Origin of the sequence: Streptococcus halitosis, assembly GCF_023147855.1 — a bacterium.
Taxonomy (GTDB): domain Bacteria; phylum Bacillota; class Bacilli; order Lactobacillales; family Streptococcaceae; genus Streptococcus; species Streptococcus halitosis_B.
Genome location: NZ_JAHXOP010000001.1, coordinates 560,854 through 578,092 on the forward strand (window position 1 = coordinate 560,854; position 17,239 = coordinate 578,092).

General features: G+C 41.9%; 20 protein-coding genes. 7 read left to right on the top strand and 13 right to left on the bottom strand.

Going from position 1 to position 17,239, the window contains the following annotated elements; genetic code table 11:
• Position 1: 1 nt before the first annotated feature.
• Positions 2 to 1,321: a CapA family protein gene (locus tag KZX55_RS02805; RefSeq protein WP_248023803.1), complete on the bottom strand. Its 1,320-nt coding sequence runs from the start codon at positions 1,319 to 1,321 to the stop codon at positions 2 to 4.
• Positions 1,322 to 1,476: 155 nt separating this feature from the next.
• On the opposite strand from KZX55_RS02805, the gene def reads away from it, so the two are divergent.
• Both def and rlmB read left to right on the top strand, forming a co-directional pair.
• Positions 1,477 to 2,088 (top strand): peptide deformylase, encoded by a 612-nt coding sequence (def, locus tag KZX55_RS02810; protein ID WP_248023806.1) that lies wholly within the window; start codon positions 1,477 to 1,479, stop codon positions 2,086 to 2,088.
• 44 nt (positions 2,089 to 2,132) lie between these two features.
• Positions 2,133 to 2,861 carry a 23S rRNA (guanosine(2251)-2'-O)-methyltransferase RlmB gene (gene rlmB / locus KZX55_RS02815; protein ID WP_248023807.1) on the top strand — a complete coding sequence of 243 codons (729 nt, stop codon included), beginning with the start codon at positions 2,133 to 2,135 and terminating at the stop codon, positions 2,859 to 2,861.
• A 191-nt stretch (positions 2,862 to 3,052) separates the two neighbouring features.
• On the opposite strand, the gene trxB is transcribed toward rlmB, so the two are convergent.
• From trxB to KZX55_RS02850, 7 genes are all read right to left on the bottom strand, one after another.
• Positions 3,053 to 3,964 carry a thioredoxin-disulfide reductase gene (trxB, locus tag KZX55_RS02820; protein ID WP_084920481.1) on the bottom strand — a complete coding sequence of 304 codons (912 nt, stop codon included), beginning with the start codon at positions 3,962 to 3,964 and terminating at the stop codon, positions 3,053 to 3,055.
• A 65-nt stretch (positions 3,965 to 4,029) separates the two neighbouring features.
• Positions 4,030 to 4,254, bottom strand: coding sequence for a DUF4059 family protein (locus KZX55_RS02825; protein WP_000926603.1), 225 nt, complete (start codon positions 4,252 to 4,254; stop codon positions 4,030 to 4,032).
• A gap of 77 nt (positions 4,255 to 4,331) precedes the next feature.
• A complete protein-coding gene (locus KZX55_RS02830) occupies positions 4,332 to 5,075 on the bottom strand; it encodes an amino acid ABC transporter ATP-binding protein (protein WP_248023810.1) in 744 nt (247 codons plus the stop codon).
• Entirely contained in the window at positions 5,075 to 5,875 is an 801-nt protein-coding gene (locus KZX55_RS02835) for an amino acid ABC transporter permease (RefSeq protein WP_248023812.1), read from the bottom strand. The genes KZX55_RS02830 and KZX55_RS02835 overlap by 1 nt, the downstream gene beginning before the upstream one ends.
• Before the next feature lie 156 nt (positions 5,876 to 6,031).
• Positions 6,032 to 6,388 carry an arsenate reductase family protein gene (locus KZX55_RS02840; protein WP_248023814.1) on the bottom strand — a complete coding sequence of 119 codons (357 nt, stop codon included), beginning with the start codon at positions 6,386 to 6,388 and terminating at the stop codon, positions 6,032 to 6,034.
• Between the two features lie 12 nt (positions 6,389 to 6,400).
• Positions 6,401 to 6,916, bottom strand: a complete 516-nt coding sequence (locus tag KZX55_RS02845) for a methylated-DNA--[protein]-cysteine S-methyltransferase (RefSeq protein ID WP_084851636.1) — start codon at positions 6,914 to 6,916, stop codon at positions 6,401 to 6,403.
• A complete protein-coding gene (locus KZX55_RS02850; protein WP_248023816.1) occupies positions 6,913 to 7,407 on the bottom strand; it encodes a GNAT family N-acetyltransferase in 495 nt (164 codons plus the stop codon). Before KZX55_RS02850 ends, KZX55_RS02845 begins: the two co-directional genes overlap by 4 nt.
• A gap of 134 nt (positions 7,408 to 7,541) precedes the next feature.
• Between KZX55_RS02850 and KZX55_RS02855 the strand changes: the two genes are divergently transcribed.
• Complete coding sequence (locus KZX55_RS02855; RefSeq protein WP_001087578.1) at positions 7,542 to 7,988, top strand: DUF1836 domain-containing protein; 447 nt, start codon at positions 7,542 to 7,544, stop codon at positions 7,986 to 7,988.
• Positions 7,985 to 8,632: a PAQR family membrane homeostasis protein TrhA gene (trhA, locus tag KZX55_RS02860; protein ID WP_001097972.1), complete on the top strand. Its 648-nt coding sequence runs from the start codon at positions 7,985 to 7,987 to the stop codon at positions 8,630 to 8,632. The genes KZX55_RS02855 and trhA overlap by 4 nt, the downstream gene beginning before the upstream one ends.
• Before the next feature lie 19 nt (positions 8,633 to 8,651).
• Here the strand turns inward: trhA and pdxT are convergent, their stop codons facing one another.
• From pdxT to nox, 3 genes are all read right to left on the bottom strand, one after another.
• A complete protein-coding gene (gene pdxT / locus KZX55_RS02865; protein WP_084851630.1) occupies positions 8,652 to 9,233 on the bottom strand; it encodes a pyridoxal 5'-phosphate synthase glutaminase subunit PdxT in 582 nt (193 codons plus the stop codon).
• Complete coding sequence (pdxS, locus tag KZX55_RS02870; RefSeq protein ID WP_045616888.1) at positions 9,234 to 10,109, bottom strand: pyridoxal 5'-phosphate synthase lyase subunit PdxS; 876 nt, start codon at positions 10,107 to 10,109, stop codon at positions 9,234 to 9,236.
• A 152-nt stretch (positions 10,110 to 10,261) separates the two neighbouring features.
• Positions 10,262 to 11,641: a H2O-forming NADH oxidase gene (gene nox, locus KZX55_RS02875; protein ID WP_000036760.1), complete on the bottom strand. Its 1,380-nt coding sequence runs from the start codon at positions 11,639 to 11,641 to the stop codon at positions 10,262 to 10,264.
• Between the two features lie 307 nt (positions 11,642 to 11,948).
• On the opposite strand from nox, the gene KZX55_RS02880 reads away from it, so the two are divergent.
• Genes KZX55_RS02880 through KZX55_RS02890 form a run of 3 tightly spaced genes read left to right on the top strand, consistent with a single transcriptional unit; the run spans position 11,949 to position 14,764 of the window.
• Positions 11,949 to 12,878, top strand: a complete 930-nt coding sequence (locus KZX55_RS02880; protein ID WP_282437520.1) for an FAD:protein FMN transferase — start codon at positions 11,949 to 11,951, stop codon at positions 12,876 to 12,878.
• A gap of 18 nt (positions 12,879 to 12,896) precedes the next feature.
• Positions 12,897 to 13,502, top strand: coding sequence for an NADPH-dependent FMN reductase (locus KZX55_RS02885; RefSeq protein ID WP_248023834.1), 606 nt, complete (start codon positions 12,897 to 12,899; stop codon positions 13,500 to 13,502).
• Positions 13,503 to 13,519: 17 nt separating this feature from the next.
• A complete protein-coding gene (locus KZX55_RS02890) occupies positions 13,520 to 14,764 on the top strand; it encodes an NAD(P)H-dependent oxidoreductase (RefSeq protein ID WP_248023860.1) in 1,245 nt (414 codons plus the stop codon).
• 82 nt (positions 14,765 to 14,846) lie between these two features.
• Here KZX55_RS02890 and KZX55_RS02895 read toward each other — a convergent pair whose 3' ends face one another.
• Complete coding sequence (locus tag KZX55_RS02895; protein WP_000377481.1) at positions 14,847 to 15,104, bottom strand: DUF896 family protein; 258 nt, start codon at positions 15,102 to 15,104, stop codon at positions 14,847 to 14,849.
• A gap of 44 nt (positions 15,105 to 15,148) precedes the next feature.
• Positions 15,149 to 17,185 (bottom strand): glycine--tRNA ligase subunit beta, encoded by a 2,037-nt coding sequence (gene glyS / locus KZX55_RS02900; protein WP_248023875.1) that lies wholly within the window; start codon positions 17,183 to 17,185, stop codon positions 15,149 to 15,151.
• Positions 17,186 to 17,239 lie beyond the last annotated feature (54 nt).

Genomic DNA, 17,239 nt, shown 5'->3' on the forward strand with positions numbered 1-17,239 from the left:
CCTACCACTTCAACCCTACATGTTCATTCATTTCTTTATAGGCCGTGTCAATACGTTCCTTGGTCGCCTCGTCCAACTTGTCACGGTAACTACCTCCCTCGATGAAGTCCTCTAGGATATAGGTCTGATAGAGGAAGAGCGGATAACCTTCTGGAGAGTAAGTTCCTTTGGGTGTTCGATTGACCCAAGTAGGATGCGCTTTGGCAGTTTCAATCCTAGTCTTGCCATCTTTTTTCTTAATGGTCACATCCATGAGGACACCGCGCTCCGTCCACTTGGCATTTTCCTCGTCTTGCATGGTTTCAATGCGCTGATTTGAGAGGAAATTCCCCATGGAATAGATGATCAGTTTTTTGTCACCATCTTTTTCAACTGTTTCAGCAGGTTCAACGACGTGAGGATGCCCTCCAAAGATAATATCAGCTCCCCAGTCAATCATCTTGTGGTACAGTGTTTTCTGTTCTTCCGTCGGTTCTAGCTGGTACTCAATTCCCATCTGAGGCATGATGACAGTAATATCCGCCTCTTGCTCAGCTCGTTCGATTTCCGCCTTCATCTTATCTTCATTCAGGTCAGAAAGATAGCGATTATAATCCTCTTGAGAGATATACTGCTCAATGCCATTAAAACCGTAGGAATAGGCCAAAAGAGCTACCTTGATACCATTGACTTCCTTGATAACTAGTGGAGCTTGGTCACGGGATTCATGTGTGTAGACTCCTATGGGTGTCATCCCTGCCTTTTCGATAGCTTCTGCTGTCGAAACCACTCCCTCTATCTGAGAATCCAAGATGTGATTGTGAGCCAAGTCTAGAACTTGATAGCCTGCATCTTTGATCGCATCCATGACTTCTCCAGGTGCATTAAAGAGAGGATAACCTGCCAAATAGTGATCCTTGTTCACCGTTCCTTCAAAGTCACCAAGCACTAAGTCCGCTTGCTTGAGCCATGGTTTTACATATTCAAAATTTTCATGAAAATCATAGGTCCCATCTTCTTTTAGAGCCGTTCGGTAGATAGGGATATGATAGAGGAGGTCACCATTTGCCATGATACGGGCTGTCGTTTCATCAGACTGATTTTCCTTGGATTGACCAGACGTCTGAGCAGAATCAAGAGTTTGACCACTCGGACTTGTTCCCTTGTTCCCTTGTACTGCTTGGGCCAACAAGTTCAATCCCATAGACAAGGTAACTGCAAGTAGTAACACCGTAATAAATTGGGCATTTGTCCAAGATTTATAATTCCGAAAGAAACCAATACCACTCTTCAACAATCCAAAAATAGGACCATGAGACCGTCTATCTTGTCGCTTTTCCATCTTTATTCCCCCCTTGCTTTTACTGCAAGCCTTTTCTTTTATTATATCACAGATAAAAGGGGAATACCGTTTATTATATTATTTTTTAGGAACTTCTGTGACTTTCTTTCTCGTCTATTTTGTGTTATCATGTAGAGGTAATGAAAGGAGAGAAAATGTCTGCTATAGAACGTATTACAAAAGCTGCTCATTTAATTAATATGAACGATATTATCCGTGAGGGGAATCCGACTTTACGCGCGGTTGCTAAGGAGGTCACTTTCCCACTGTCTGACCAGGAAATCATCCTTGGAGAAAAGATGATGCAATTCCTCAAAAATTCTCAGGATCCTGTTATGGCTGAAAAGATGGGGCTCCGCGGTGGGGTTGGATTGGCCGCTCCTCAGTTAGATATCTCAAAACGCATTATCGCTGTTTTAGTGCCAAATATTGTGGAAGAAGGTGAAACTCCACAGGGAGCCTACGACCTGCAAGCTGTTATGTACAATCCAAAAATCGTCTCTCACTCTGTTCAGGACGCCGCCCTCGGTGAAGGAGAAGGGTGCCTATCTGTCGACCGTGTAGTTCCAGGCTACGTAGTCCGCCATGCTCGCGTTACAGTTGACTACTTTGACAAGGACGGCGAAAAACACCGTATCAAGCTCAAAGGATACAACTCTATCGTTGTCCAACATGAAATTGATCACATCAACGGAATCATGTTTTACGATCGTATCAATGAAAAAGACCCATTTGCAGTTAAAGATGGTTTACTGATTCTTGAATAAATAAAATCCCGTTGCAAGACGGGGTTTTGTGTTATAATAGAGGCATGAAAACAAATGATATTGTCTATGGCGTCCACGCCGTTACAGAAGCCCTCCTTGCAAATACAGGAAACAAACTCTACCTCCAAGATGATCTCAGAGGCAAAAATGTTGAAAAAATCAAGGAACTGGCTACAGAAAAGAAGGTATCCATTTCTTGGACTTCAAAAAAATCCCTGTCTGAGATGACCGAAGGTGCTGTCCACCAAGGTTTTGTTTTACGAGTGTCCGAATTTGCCTATAGCGAGTTGGATCACATCCTTGCAAAAACACGTCAAGAGGAAAATCCACTTCTATTGATTCTGGATGGTCTAACTGACCCCCATAATCTAGGTTCTATCTTAAGAACTGCTGATGCGACCAATGTTTCAGGTGTCATCATTCCCAAGCACCGTGCTGTCGGAGTGACTCCTGTCGTTGCCAAAACGGCCACAGGTGCTATTGAGCATGTACCGATTGCCCGAGTGACCAACCTCAGTCAAACCCTAGAAAAACTCAAGGACGAAGGTTTCTGGACCTTTGGAACGGATATGAACGGTACCCCTTGCCACAAGTGGAATACAAAAGGGAGAATCGCCCTCATCATCGGAAATGAAGGAAAAGGCATCTCTAGCAACATCAAAAAACAGGTCGATGAAATGATTACCATTCCTATGAATGGACATGTTCAAAGCCTCAATGCCAGTGTTGCCGCAGCTATTCTCATGTACGAAGTTTTCCGAAATAGACTATAAAAAAAGTTTCCAATCAAGTGATTGGAAACTTTTTTATGATTATACTCAATGAAAATCAAAGAGCAAACTAGGAAGCTAGCTTAAGACAGCTCAAAGCACTGCTTTGAGGTTGTGGATAGAACTGACGAAGTCAGTACCCATACCTACGGCAAGGCGAAGCTGACGTGGTTTGAAGAGATTTTCGAAGTGTATTAACTATGTTCTGTAATAAATTTGTAAGCTTCTTGACCAGCGATAGCCCCATCTCCAACTGCTGTTGTTACTTGGCGAAGATCTTTTTGGCGAACATCCCCAACCGCAAAGATACCGTCAACGGCAGTTTTCATGTGGTTATCTGTCACAATCCAGCCTGCCTGATCTTGGATATTCAATTCTTTAACAAAATCGCTAACAGGATCTAAACCGACGTAGATAAAGACACCTCCAAAGGCTTGCTCTGTCACTTGACCCGTCTTTACATTTTCAAAAACGACAGATTCTACTCGGTTTTCACCTTTAATTTCCTTGACTACAGAGTCCCAGATAAAGTTGACTTTCTCATTTGCAAAGGCACGGTCTTGCAAAACCTTTTGGGCACGAAGTTGGTCACGACGGTGAACGATAGTGACAGACTTGGCAAAGCGAGTCAAGAACAGAGCCTCTTCTACCGCTGAATCTCCACCACCAACTACGAGCAAGTCTTGATCACGGAAGAAAGCTCCATCACAGACCGCACAATAGGAAACGCCTCGGCTATTTAGTTCTTCTTCTCCAGGAACACCTAAAAGACGGTGTTTAGAACCAGTTGCCACGATGACAGTACGGGTTTCGTAAACTTGATCATCAGTGATTACCTTCTTATAGTCCCCCTGGTCTTCAATATTTTCAACATAGCCATAAAGATGCTCCACTCCAAGGTTTTCAAGTGGTTCAAACATTTTTTCAGCCAATTCAGGGCCACTGATGTTGGCATAACCTGGATAGTTTTCAATATCAGATGTATTGTTCATTTGCCCGCCCGGCAGACCACCTTCAATCAAAGCCACTTTCAGATTGCTTCGGGCAGCATATAAGGCAGCCGTCATTCCCGCAGGTCCAGCACCGATAATAATCGTATCGTACATTTTGATTCCTTCTTTCTTGTTGTAACTATCTTTATTCTAACTCATTCTTGCTAATCACGCAAGGATTATGCCTTGAAAACCAAGAGCAAACTCATGACGGCAAAGGATAACACCGGAACGACCAAAACTCCAATCATAATCATATCATAGAGATGAGCTTGACGAGCCTTGGCTGTCTTGTCCACACCAGACATGGCTCTCAATCCAATCCAAATCCCCAGAAAAATCACGACAAGGATGGTCGTTAAGATCAAACTCTCGAAATATAAAGAAAACAGTTGCAGCAGCATGATCTCTCTCGTTTCTATCTTTTTTAAAGAGTAAACTCAGCTAGTCCACCTAACTGAGTTTTCCTTTTTCTATTATATCAAATATAAGTCCGTTTGTAACTAGTGAAGAATTCTTTTGTTCGTTCTTCTTTCGGATGATTGATGATTTCATCCGGTGTGCCAGACTCGATGATTTTCCCTTTATCTAGGAATAAAACCTTATCTGCCACTTGGGTTACAAAAGACATATCGTGACTGACCAAAATCATGGTCTGACCTGACTTGGCAGCGTCTGCAATAGACTTTTCTACTTCACCGACCAACTCTGGGTCAAGGGCTGAAGTGGGCTCATCCAAGAGCAAGACATCTGGTTTCATAGCAAGCGCACGCGCGAGGGCAACCCGTTGCTTTTGTCCACCTGATAAATGGCGAGGATAATGGTTTTCACGGTCAGAAAGACCAACCTTGGCCAACTCTTCCTTAGCGATTTTTGTTGCTTCATCGTCCGATAATTTTTTAACGACAACCAAACCTTCCTTGACATTGTCAAGAGCAGTTCGGCGTTCAAACAAATTAAACTGTTGGAAAACCATGGACAACTTGCGACGAAGGGTTAGGATCTCTTCTTGGCTAATCTGAGAAAAATCAACTTTAAAATTGTCAATCTGAATCGTTCCACTATCTGGTGTTTCAAGGTAGTTCAAACTACGAAGAAAGGTTGACTTCCCAGCTCCAGATGAACCAATCAAAGCCACTACTTCTCCTTTTTGGATATCCAAGTCCAGATGATCCAAGACAGTTTGTCCTGAAAAGGATTTGCTTAAATTCGAAATCTTAATCATTAACGAAGGTCTCCTTTCACATCTGTTTGCACTGTATCAGGTGCAGAAATAGCCATTTTTCTCTCGATGAAACGACCGAGGCTTTCAATTCCGATATTGACTACCCAATAAACAAGGGCAACGGAGATGAAGCGTTCAAAATAGCGGTAATCAGCTCCACCCAAAATCTGAGCTTGGGCAAAAACTTCCACAACTCCTGCACTAAAGGCTAGAGATGTTCCCTTAGTCAAACCGATGAGGGAGTTAATCAAAGTCGGTGTCGCTACCACCGCTGCATTTGGAATAATCACACGACGGTAAACTTGTGCTCGTGTCATACCCAAACTACGCGCCGCCTCAATTTCACCTGGATTAACAGAAAGGATGGCTGCACGAATCGTTTCACTTGCATAAGCCGCCTCATTAAAAGCAAAGGCCACAATCGCAAAAAGCGCTGCTGGAATCGCATTGATATTGAAACCAGTGCCCCATTGCTGGTTGATAGCTTTCAGTGCTAAAGGAATTCCGTAGTAGGTCAACATAAGTTGAACTAGGATTGGAGTACCTTTTAAGAAGCTGACGAAAAAGGCCTGCAAGGGATATAGAATCTTAACACGATTAATCTTAACAATGGCAAAAATCAAGGCAAGTAGCAAACCAAAGAGTGCACCTCCAAGCGTTAACATCAAGGTTGTAGGCAGTTGCTGGACAATCCTTGGAATTCCGTCAAAGACCGAACGCAAACTAAAGAGTTTACCATCCGGAATGAATTGCATCAAACTTTGGTACCAATCTGATGCTAAAAATGTTGTAACAGTCATAAAAACATCCTCTCCTGATAATGATTCATTCTATCATACTTCTGCTCGCAAGCAAATTATTTGCTACGGGCTGCTCAGACTTTGTCTATCTTCTAGTTTATCACACTTTAAAACAGGGAGGCTATATATTTTACCTATCAAGGAGATAAATAAAAACTATCTCAAACCTAAGTTCTCATAGGGTTTTCTATAGCCAATTTGTTTAACAGCACCATTCTCCACCAAAATTGGACGTTTCAATAACATACCATCACTGGCTAGAAGCTTGGCTGCTTCTTGTGTTGACAAACTTCCCACCTTATCTTTTAGGCCTAGTTCGCGGTATTTGATCCCGCTAGTATTGAAAAATTGTTTCACTTCAAAACCGGAAGTTTCCAACCAGTTCAAAATCACGTCTTCACTTGGTGTTTCTTCTACGATGTGGACATCTTGGTATTCCAGTCCAAGTTGATCCAATTCATTTTTTGCTTTCTTACAAGTTGAACATTTTGGGTATTCGATAAATTCTAACATCTTCTTTTCTTTCTATTTTTTATTTTCTTGAAATGCTGCACCTTCATGTTGCAAGAGCCAGGCTTTCTTTTCGACTCCAGATGCATAGCCTGTCAAGCGATTACCTGACCCCAGCACCCGATGACAGGGAACAAGTATGGACCAAGGATTGCGCCCCACTGCTCCTCCAATCGCTTGAGCAGAAGCCACTTGCAGGTCTTGAGCTATTTGTCCGTAAGTTACTGTTTGACCATAAGGAATGGCCTGTAAGTAATCCCAAACCCGCTTTTCAAAATCTGTTCCAATGGGAGCTAAAGGTAAGTCAGATAGATCCTGAACACTGCCTTCGAAATAGGTATCTAAATAGGAAATAACTTGCTCTAATACAGGATGGCTAGCAACTTCTTCTATCGTTTCATCTCCTAATCCCCTCTCAAAATGAGTTTGGTCCTGTACCCAAATTCCATACAAATATTGCTCGTCAGCAACTAAGGATAAAGTTCCAATTGGCGACGGGTAGAGCATCTTTGCGTACTTTTTCTGCTTCATTTTTTTAATTTCTGATAGGCCAAACGTTCCCCATCAACTGGAACCTTACCAACCTGTTGGAAGCCTAGCTTTTCAAAGATATGCTGCATGGCCTTGTTTTGTACATGCGTATCTGAGCGAAAATCTAGATAATCAAAACCTTCAATCAAGCCTTCTAGGAAAGTCTGAGCAACACCTTGTCCTTGGACATCTGCTGCCACAGCGATACGGTGAAAGACCAGATATTCTGATTCTTCCCCCTGCCAACTTCCTTCATAAATGGCTTCATAGGCTTCCTCTGGACTCTTGGTTACAGCAGCATAAGCTAGCAGTTCTCCTTCTTCCAAGGCCACATAGGCTTGGCCTGAGATGATATCATCAATAATGATATCTGCATTTGGATAGCCATTTTGCCACTGGTCGCTACCAGATTTGGCTAAGCACTTTTTAGCATCCTCCATCACCTGCATAATCGCATCCACTTCGTTTGGAAAAGCTAAACGAATCTCCATCTTTTCCCCTCATTTCTAACTATTTTCTCTCATCATAGCATAATTTAAAGCTTTCTACAAGCAGTTGAAACTTGACTTTTGTTTTTTATTATTTTATAATCTAGTTATTAAAACTAGATAAAAAGGAGTTGGAAATGAATTCTAACTTTTCCTACCCAAAATGGGAAGACATTCCAAACATTGACCTCTATCTGGATCAGGTTTTACTTTATGTCAATCAGGTCTGTGCCCCTATCTCTCCAGATAAGGACAAGGGACTAACAGCATCTATGGTCAATAACTATGTCAAACATGGTTACCTGACAAAGCCAGACAAGAAAAAATACCAACGCAAACAGATCGCACGTTTGATTGCCATCACCACTCTCAAGTCTGTCTTTTCGATCCAAGAAATCGCTCAGACCCTTAATACTCTGCAAACTCAAGCGAGCTCAGACCAGCTCTACGATGCTTTTGTAGACTACATGAACCATGGGATTGATCCAGAAAATCCTATTATCCAAACTAGCTGTCAAACGGTTAAACTCTATCATCAAACTCTAGACTTAATCCTTATCAAAGAAGAGGAGGAAATCCAATGAATACCAGTCTAAAACTCAGTAAAAAACTCAGTTTTGGAGAGGAAATTGCTAATAGTGTGACCCATGCTGTGGGTGCCGTTATCATGCTCATCTTGCTCCCTATTTCATCCACCTATAGTTATGAAGCACACGGATTTTTATCATCTTTTGGTGTTTCAATCTTTGTTATCAGTCTCTTTCTCATGTTCCTCTCGTCAACCATTTACCACTCTATGGCCTATGGTTCGACCCACAAATACGTCTTGCGAATCATCGACCATTCTATGATTTATGTGGCTATCGCAGGCTCTTATACGCCGGTCGTCTTGACTTTGATGAATAACTGGTTTGGCTATCTGATCATTGCCATTCAGTGGGGAACGACCATCTTTGGCATCCTCTATAAAATCTTCGCTAAAAAGGTCAATGAGAAATTCAGCCTTGCCCTTTACCTGATTATGGGCTGGTTGGTTCTGGCTATCATTCCTGCCATTATCAGTCAAACAACGCCAATTTTCTGGAGTCTCATGGTAACTGGCGGACTCTGTTATACAGTTGGAGCTGGATTTTACGCTAAGAAAAAACCTTATTTCCACATGATTTGGCATCTCTTTATCCTAGCAGCATCTGCACTTCAGTACATCGCTATTGTTTATTACATGTAAAAAAGTTGAGAATCTTTTCTCAACTTTTTTCTTTACACATATTGATAAAATACTGGTGCAAGCGAGCATCATCTGTTAACTCAGGATGAAAAGAGGTTACCAGCATATTTTTTTCTTGCGCAGCAACGATTTGATCGTCTACTGTTGCTAAAATTTCTACACCCTCTCCAACACTACTGATAATCGGTCCACGGATAAAGGTCATGGGAATCTTGCCAACTCCCTTACATTCTGCCTCTGTATAGAAGCTTCCTAGTTGGCGCCCATAAGCATTGCGCTCAACCACTATATCCATGGTTCCAAGATGACTTTCTTCCTGAGAAGTGATTTCCTTAGCCAGCAAAATCAAGCCCGCACAGGTCCCAAAAGCGGGTAATCCAGATAGAATGGCTTCTCGGATGGGAAGCAGCATGTTCTGGTCGCGCAAGAGCTTGCCCATGGTTGTAGACTCACCGCCAGGTAATATCAAACCCACCAAGTCACTCTGATGTTGTTGAAAATCATCTAAATTTCTGATTTCGACACTAACAACACCTAACTTTTCTAGCACTTTTGCATGTTCTGCAAAGGCGCCTTGCAAGGCCAATATTCCAATTTTCATCTATTTTCCTCGCTCTGCCATAAGAATTTGGATTTCATTCTCATTGATACCAACCATGGCTTCCCCTAGATCTTCAGAGATTTGAGCCAGAATTTGAGGATTTTGGTAGTTGGTTACGGCCTTAACAATAGCACTTGCTCGTTTAACAGGGTCGCCTGATTTGAAAATACCTGAACCGACAAAGACCCCCTCTGCCCCCAATTGCATCATCAGCGCAGCATCTGCTGGCGTTGCCACACCTCCAGCTGCAAAGTTAACAACTGGTAATTTTCCATGTTCATGAACGTATTGGACCAATTCTACAGGGACTTGGAGTTCTTTTGCTGCCACATAAAGTTCATCTTCACGGAGGTTTTGAATGCGGCGAATTTCTTGATTCATCATACGCATATGGCGAACGGCTTGGACGATATCTCCTGTACCCGGTTCTCCTTTTGTCCGAATCATGGAAGCTCCCTCAGCGATACGACGCAAGGCTTCACCCAAATCCTTAGCTCCACAGACAAAAGGAACTTGGAATTCTTTCTTGTCCACATGGAAACGATCGTCTGCTGGAGACAGCACTTCACTCTCATCGATATAGTCAATCTCAATAGCCTCTAAAATCTGAGCTTCAACAAAATGCCCGATTCTGACCTTGGCCATCACTGGAATACTGACCGCTTCTTGAATTTCCTTAATCATCTTTGGATCACTCATACGAGAAACTCCACCAGCTGCACGAATATCAGCTGGAATCCGTTCCAAGGCCATAACAGCTGCCGCACCAGCAGCCTCTGCGATACGAGCCTGTTCAGGGTTCTGAACGTCCATGATAACCCCACCTTTGAGCATCTGTGCCAAGTTTTTATTTAGTTCATAACGATTTTCAGTCATTTCTTAATCCTCATCATCTGTATTGGTAGCTACCATTTCATTTTAAGCCAGATTAGAATGAAGTACAAGATAGAAAAACAATAATTGTCTGGGTACAGATGGATTAAAAAAACTATCTGACCTTAACTTAAGGCCAGATAGCTCAGCTATTGTTATTTTTCAGCTGTAAGTGCAGCCATTGTGATGTAGTTGTATGGTTTGTTGAAGTGTGGCAAGAAGAATAGGTCTGTCAAAGCCAATTTATCAATGGTTACATGCTCTTGGATAGCAAGTGAGAACATGTGGATTCCCATACTAATTGCAGCATCATGTGAAACCATTTGTGCACCAAGGATTTCGCGACTGTCTTTATCAAAGACAATCTTGATGGCAACTTCGTGGTTGTCATGCTTCATAAATTCTGGTTTTTGAAGATCGTTAAAGCCAGTTTCAGTTGCATTGTAACCTGCTGCTTTTGCTTTTTCAAGAGTCAAACCAGTTGAAACCATGTGAAGACCATAGATTGAAATACCGTTTGATCCTTGCACACCGATTCCTTCCAATTCATGTCCACAAGCATTGTAAGCACCAACGATACCAGTACGTACAGCGTTAGATGCAAGAGCGATGTAGCTAGTGTCTTTACGAGCATTGTCATAAACAGTCGCACAGTCACCAACAGCGTATACACCTGGGATAGATGTTTCTTGTTTCTTATCTACAAGGAAGGCACCGTTACGGAAGAGTTCAATCTTACCGTCAGCAAGAGCTGTGTTTGGACGGAAACCAACTGCAAGAACCACCATATCCACATCAAATGTTTCTTTGTCTGTTACCAAGCGTTCAACTTTACCGTCACCTTGGATGGCTTTAACTGTTTGACCAAGCGCCAAGCGGATGTTGTGGTCTTCCAAGTTCTTCGCCATCATTTGGGTAAAGTCTTTGTCATAGTAGCCGTTCAAAACAGTGTCTACGATATCAACAAGCACCACTTCTTTTCCAAGACGTTCGAAAGCTTCAGCCAGCTCAACACCGATGTAACCACCACCAACAACGGCAATGCGCTCAAGGTGTTTGCTCTTGTCAGCAAGTTTTTCGATAACTTCTTCTGCATTTTGGTACAACTTAACAAATTGAACATTTTCAAGTGTTGCTTTGAATTCGCGGTTACCTTTAACGATTTCTACACCTTCGATTGGAGGCAAAATAGGAGTTGAACCTGTCGCAAAGATCAATTTATCATAAGACTCTTTGTGTTCTTTACCTTCAACTTCTGCAGTCACAACTTTATTATCGTAGTCAATTGAAAGAACTGGTGAGTTCATGTAAATTTTAGCACCTTTTGCTTCCAATTTTTCTTTATCAGAGTAGAAGAGACCTTCTGGGCCATCAATTTGTTCCCCGATCCAAAGCGCCATTCCACAACCAAGGAATGAAATATTTGAGTTTTGGTCAAATACTACGATTTCGTTCTCATGACCAAAGTTATCCAACATCGTATTAATACAAGCTGTACCAGCGTGGTTAGCACCAACTACAACAATTTTACTCATAGAAAAATTCCTACCTTTAATTTTTGATTTACTTTTCTAGTATATCATTTACTGTTAGCGTTTACAAGGTATTTGCTCAGAATTCTCTTTTTTTCAGAAAAAAATACACTTAATATTAGCAAACATTATTTTTCTATCGTTTTCATGCTAATTTTGAGCATATTTCTTGACTTTTTGTCAAAATCCATTTGTGAAAACGCTGACTTTATGGTATGCTAGTTACATGGAAAGAAAATGTAAGGGGTTTAATTTTTCTTTAACCAACTTATATTGAATGATTTCCTATGAAAAGAAAGGAGCTGGTAGCTTGCCTCTTCATTCACGTTCGGAACGGCTAATGGGAACAACTATCACGATTTCATTAGCAGATGAACAGGCTGATTGCCTACTTCAAGGAGTCTTTGATTTGCTCAAGGAGCTCGAATACCGCTTCAACGCCAATAGTCAAGAATCCGAACTGATGGAAATCAACTACCAGGCTGGAATCGCACCTGTTAAGGTTCATCCTGACCTGTTTGAACTGATTGCTCTTGGACTTAAGCATAGCCTAGCTCCGTCTAGCCATCTAAATATCAGTATTGGTCCCTTGATTCAAACCTGGCGAATCGGATTTGCAGATGCACGACTTCCAGAGTTAAACGAAATCGAAGCTGTCTTGCCCCTAGTTGACCCGCATTTTATCAAGTTGGATCCGACTAGCTCTACTGTTTTTTTAGAGAAGAAAGGAATGAAGCTTGATCTAGGTTGCTTAGCCAAAGGCTATAGTGCAGATAAGGTTGCCCAGTATTTAAAAGCACACGGTGTCACCTCTGCCTTGATCAATCTCGGAGGAAATATCCTCACCATCGGGAATAATCAAGCTAAAGAAGGGAAAGCCTGGCAGATTGGGATTCAAGATCCGCGAAATCCTCGTGGCAATCATCTCCTAACCATTCCTGCTTCTAACAAATCCGTTGTCACTTCAGGTATCTATGAACGCCACCTGACAGTAGATGGAAAAGACTATCACCATATCTTTGATAGTGAGACAGGATTCCCTGTCGAAACCGATCTTGCTAGCCTAACGATTATCTCTGATAAATCCGTTGATGGTGAGATTTGGACAACCCGCCTATTTGGAGAACGTAGCGCTTCTATCCTCTGGCAAGTCGAAAGTATAGATGGTATCGAAGCCATTCTCATCGACAAAGAGGGACGCCTTGCATGTTCTTCAGGCCTTCAAAATTGTATTATGTAAAAAGAGAAAGGAAATCTCATGCTAAAACTTATTGCCATTGTTGGAACGAACTCTAAACGTTCTACAAACCGCCAATTGCTCCAATACATGCAAAAACACTTTGCTGATAAAGCTGAAATTGAACTCGTTGAAATCAAGAATATCCCTGTTTTCAACAAACCAGCAGATAAGCAACTTCCAGCTGAAATTCTTGAGATTGCTGCTAAAATTGAATCATCTGATGGTGTGATTATCGGTACTCCTGAGTACGACCACTCTATCCCTGCAGTTTTAATGAGCGCTCTTGCTTGGCTATCTTACGGTATCTACCCACTTTTGAACAAACCAATCATGATCACTGGTGCTTCCTATGGTACACTTGGTTCATCTCGTGCCCAATTGCAACTTCGTCAAATCTTGAATGCTCCTGAAATCAAGGCAAATGTTCTTCCAGATGAATTCTTGCTCTCACACTCTCTTCAAGCATTTAACCCAAGTGGTGACTTGGTTGACCTTGATGTCATCAAGAAATTGGATGCCATTTTTGATGACTTCCGTATCTTCGTGAAAATTACTGAAAAATTGCGCAACGCACAAGAATTGCTTCGTAAAGATGCAGAAGAATTTGACTGGGAAAATTTGTAAGATAGGAGACCGAAAGAATGAAATTTGTTGGACTTGTTGGATCAAACTACGATCAATCATATAACCGCAAACTCTTGGAATTTATCCGTCGTAATTTCAAATTCAAATTTGAATTAGAAGTTCTTGAAATTGACGAAGTTCCAATGTTTAACCAAGATGAAAAATGGGACGAAAGCTTCCAATTGCGTTTCTTGTATAACAAGATTACACGTGCTGATGGTGTCATTATCGCTACTCCTGAGCACAACCACACTATCTCAGCTTCACTCAAATCTGTACTCGAATGGCTTTCATACGAAGTTCATCCATTTGAAAACAAGCCTGTTATGATTGTGGGTGCATCATACTATGACCAAGGAACATCACGTGCCCAAGTTCACCTTCGTAAAATCCTTGACGCTCCAGGTGTTAATGCCTACACGCTTCCAGGTAATGAATTCCTTCTTGGTAAAGCTAAGGAAGCTTTTGATAACGACGGAAATATCACTAATGAAGGAACTGTTAAATTCCTTGAAACTTGCTTAGATAACTTTGTAAAATACGTAGGAGTCGTTTCAAAATTGAAAAAACCAAAACCAATTGAACCAGAAGACTTGGATTGTGGAAAACCAATCGCTACAACCATTACAGAAGTTGATCCTGACGATCCAGAATGGGTAGAAAAAGTTGCTACAATCACTGGAGCTGTTTCTGGTGATACCTATGTCAAATTGGACCACGGTATCTTGACGGTTAACCAAATTGATATGTTCTTGAAAGCTATGCCATTTGAATTGACATACGCTGATGACAACAACCAATTCCTCTACTACAACAACGCTCACCAAGATCCAGACACCATGTTTGCCAAACGTGTACCACCTCAATCAGGTAACCGTATGTCGACTGTTCACAATTCTCTTCCACCAGCACGTATGAAGAATGTAGAGTGGGTTATCGGAACACTTCGTAACGGAAACCAAGAATACGTCCGTACGATCGTTCCAGGTTCTCCTGCAGGCGTCATCAATACTCACAACTACCAAGCGATGTACTATCCTGACGGATCATACGCTGGTATCAATGAAATTGTCTTTAACTTCCAACCATGGCTTGACTGGTACCTAAAAGAAACGGGTCAACGTTTGGTAGGTGGTAGCGGACCATTTGCTCCTGCTGCTGGAGGTCATGGAGACGCTGATGCTACTTCTGGCGCTTCTGATTCAGGTGATGCTGGAGGCCACGGTGGTGGCGCAGACGCTACTTCTGGTGCAAGCAACTAAGAAACCAAAAAGGAGCCATTTGGCTCCTTTTGTTATTACAACAGAAAAAGGGCTTGTAAATCATCTACAGCCCCCTTTCATTTTATGAGTTAGGATCATCTAAACTGCGACCGTGTAAACCTTTTTCACGTTGCACTTGGCGTAGTTTTTCTGGTGTGACGTCATTTCCCTCTTCATCAACAATCTTAATTCCTTCAATATGGTGACGAACAGCACGACGATAGCCTTCGATGTATTCCTCACGAAGTTTAGCTTGTTCTACTTTTTCAGCAGAAGTTAAGCCTTCTGTTTTTTTCTTTTTAGCGAGCTCGTTGATACGAGCGATTTTTTTTGAATCCATGTTTATCTCCTTTGTAAAAAGATACAGTTCGTTTAATAGAGAGTCTACTTGGTATTGATTTGGTTAAAGCGTGCAAGTTTAGCTGCTTTCTTGGTTAATTGCGACAAAACAGCCAATCGATTTTGACGAATATCTTGATCATCGGTCATTACCATAGTATTCTCAAAGAAAGCATCAATAACTGGACTAAGCGCAAAGAGTTGTTCTAATTGCTGACTTGCAGTCCCTGATAAAACGAGTGATTCTACTGCTTCCGCCAAGGCTTTCTCTTCTTCATTTTCAAAGAGAGCAGGATCAACTGTTTCAGATCCTTCTGCTTTCTCAGCCAAGTTGAAAGCACGAGAGAGAGATTCGACAGACGGTTTGAAGTTTTCTTCCTTGCTTGCTTCTACAAGAGCACTTGCTGCTTCCAACATATCCGCCACGACAAAGTTCGAACTTGCAAGGACCGCTTCCTTAATGTCTTTTGGAGTAGAACCCATCATCTTATCAACACGAGCCTTGATAAAGTCCATGACCTCTGCTTTATTTCCATAAGTCAAGCTATCAAATTTCAAAGCATAAAGGCTATCAATCAACTCATCCATAGCAATGTGCCAACCAAAAGCATCCAAGATACGAACTACACCTTGAGTTGCACGACGAAGGGCATAAGGGTCATTAGAACCTGATGGAATCAAACCTACTGAGAAGAAACTCAAAATCGTATCCAATTTGTCTGCAATAGCTAGAATGGCTCCAACCTTACTCTCTGGAAGTTCTCCTTCGGCTGATGTAGGCATGTAGTGTTCACGAATAGCAGCCGCAACTGCTGAGGTTTCCCCAGCAAGAAGGGCATATTTCTCACCCATAATTCCTTGGAGTTCATCAAACTCACCAACCATCCCTGTCAACAAGTCAAACTTGTAAATGGATGCTGCGCGGGCAAGATCAATCGTTTCATCCACTGATAAACCAGCTTTTTCCGCCAAAAGGACGGCAATCTGACCTGTACGAATCATGTGTTCACGAAGGGAACCAATCTTTTCATGGAAGGTCACATGGTTCAATTTTTCAACAAGATCTGAAATCACCAATTTTTGGTCTTCACGCCAGAAGAATTCTCCATCTTCCAAGCGTGCTACCAAGACTTTTTCATTCCCCTTGATGACATTTTCCAAATGCTCTGCGTTTCCGTTACGGACTGAAATGAAGTTTGGCAATAGTTTTCCGTCTTGATCACGAACAACGAAGTAGCGTTGGTGCTCCTTCATCGAAGTCACCAAAACTTCTTCTGGAACTTCAAGGTATTTGGCATCAAAACTTCCCATAAAGGCAGTTGGGTATTCAACCAAGTTCAAGACTTCGTTCAGTAAGTCAGCATCAATTTCGATACGTACACCATGTTCAGCTTCGATTGCTTTGATTTGATCAACAATCATTTGCTCACGTTCACGAGGATCCGCAATTACAAATTGTTTACGAAGGTCTTCTTCATAGCTCAATGCTGACTGAATCTTAGTTTCTTGTCCCAAGAAACGATGGCCGCGACTCACACGACCGCCCTTGATATCAAGGAAATCCAAATCAAACTCTTGCTCGTCCAAGAGAACTGTCAAAGTGTGTACAGGGCGGATGTATTCAAAGGTGTTGTTAGCCCAGTGCATGCTGACAGGGAAAGTTAGTGACTTCAAGACGTCTACTACACCTGGAACAATGGATTCAACTGGTTGGCCCACTTCTTCCTTGGTAACATAGACATATTCTTCACCCTTGATTTCACGGAATTCAATATCTTCAACTGTCAAGCCTTTTCCACGGACAAATCCTTGAGCTGCTTTGGTGAAGTTTCCATCACTATCCAAGGCAATTTTCTTTGCTGGTCCCTTGAAATCTTCTGTCAAATCAGACTGTTTGTCTGCAAGACCAGTCACACGAACAGCCAAACGGCGTGGTGTTGAGAAGGTTTGAATGGCTTCAAAGGAAAGACGATTTTCTTTGAGGAAGGCTGCCATTTTTTCACCTAGTTGTTTTTCACTTGGAGTTACTACATAGGCTGGTAACTCTTCAAGACCGAGTTCTACTAATAAGTTTTTTGTCATGTTTTTTCCTTTACATTTTCTTCAATCTTTTTTTGATATGCACCTTAGTACTGG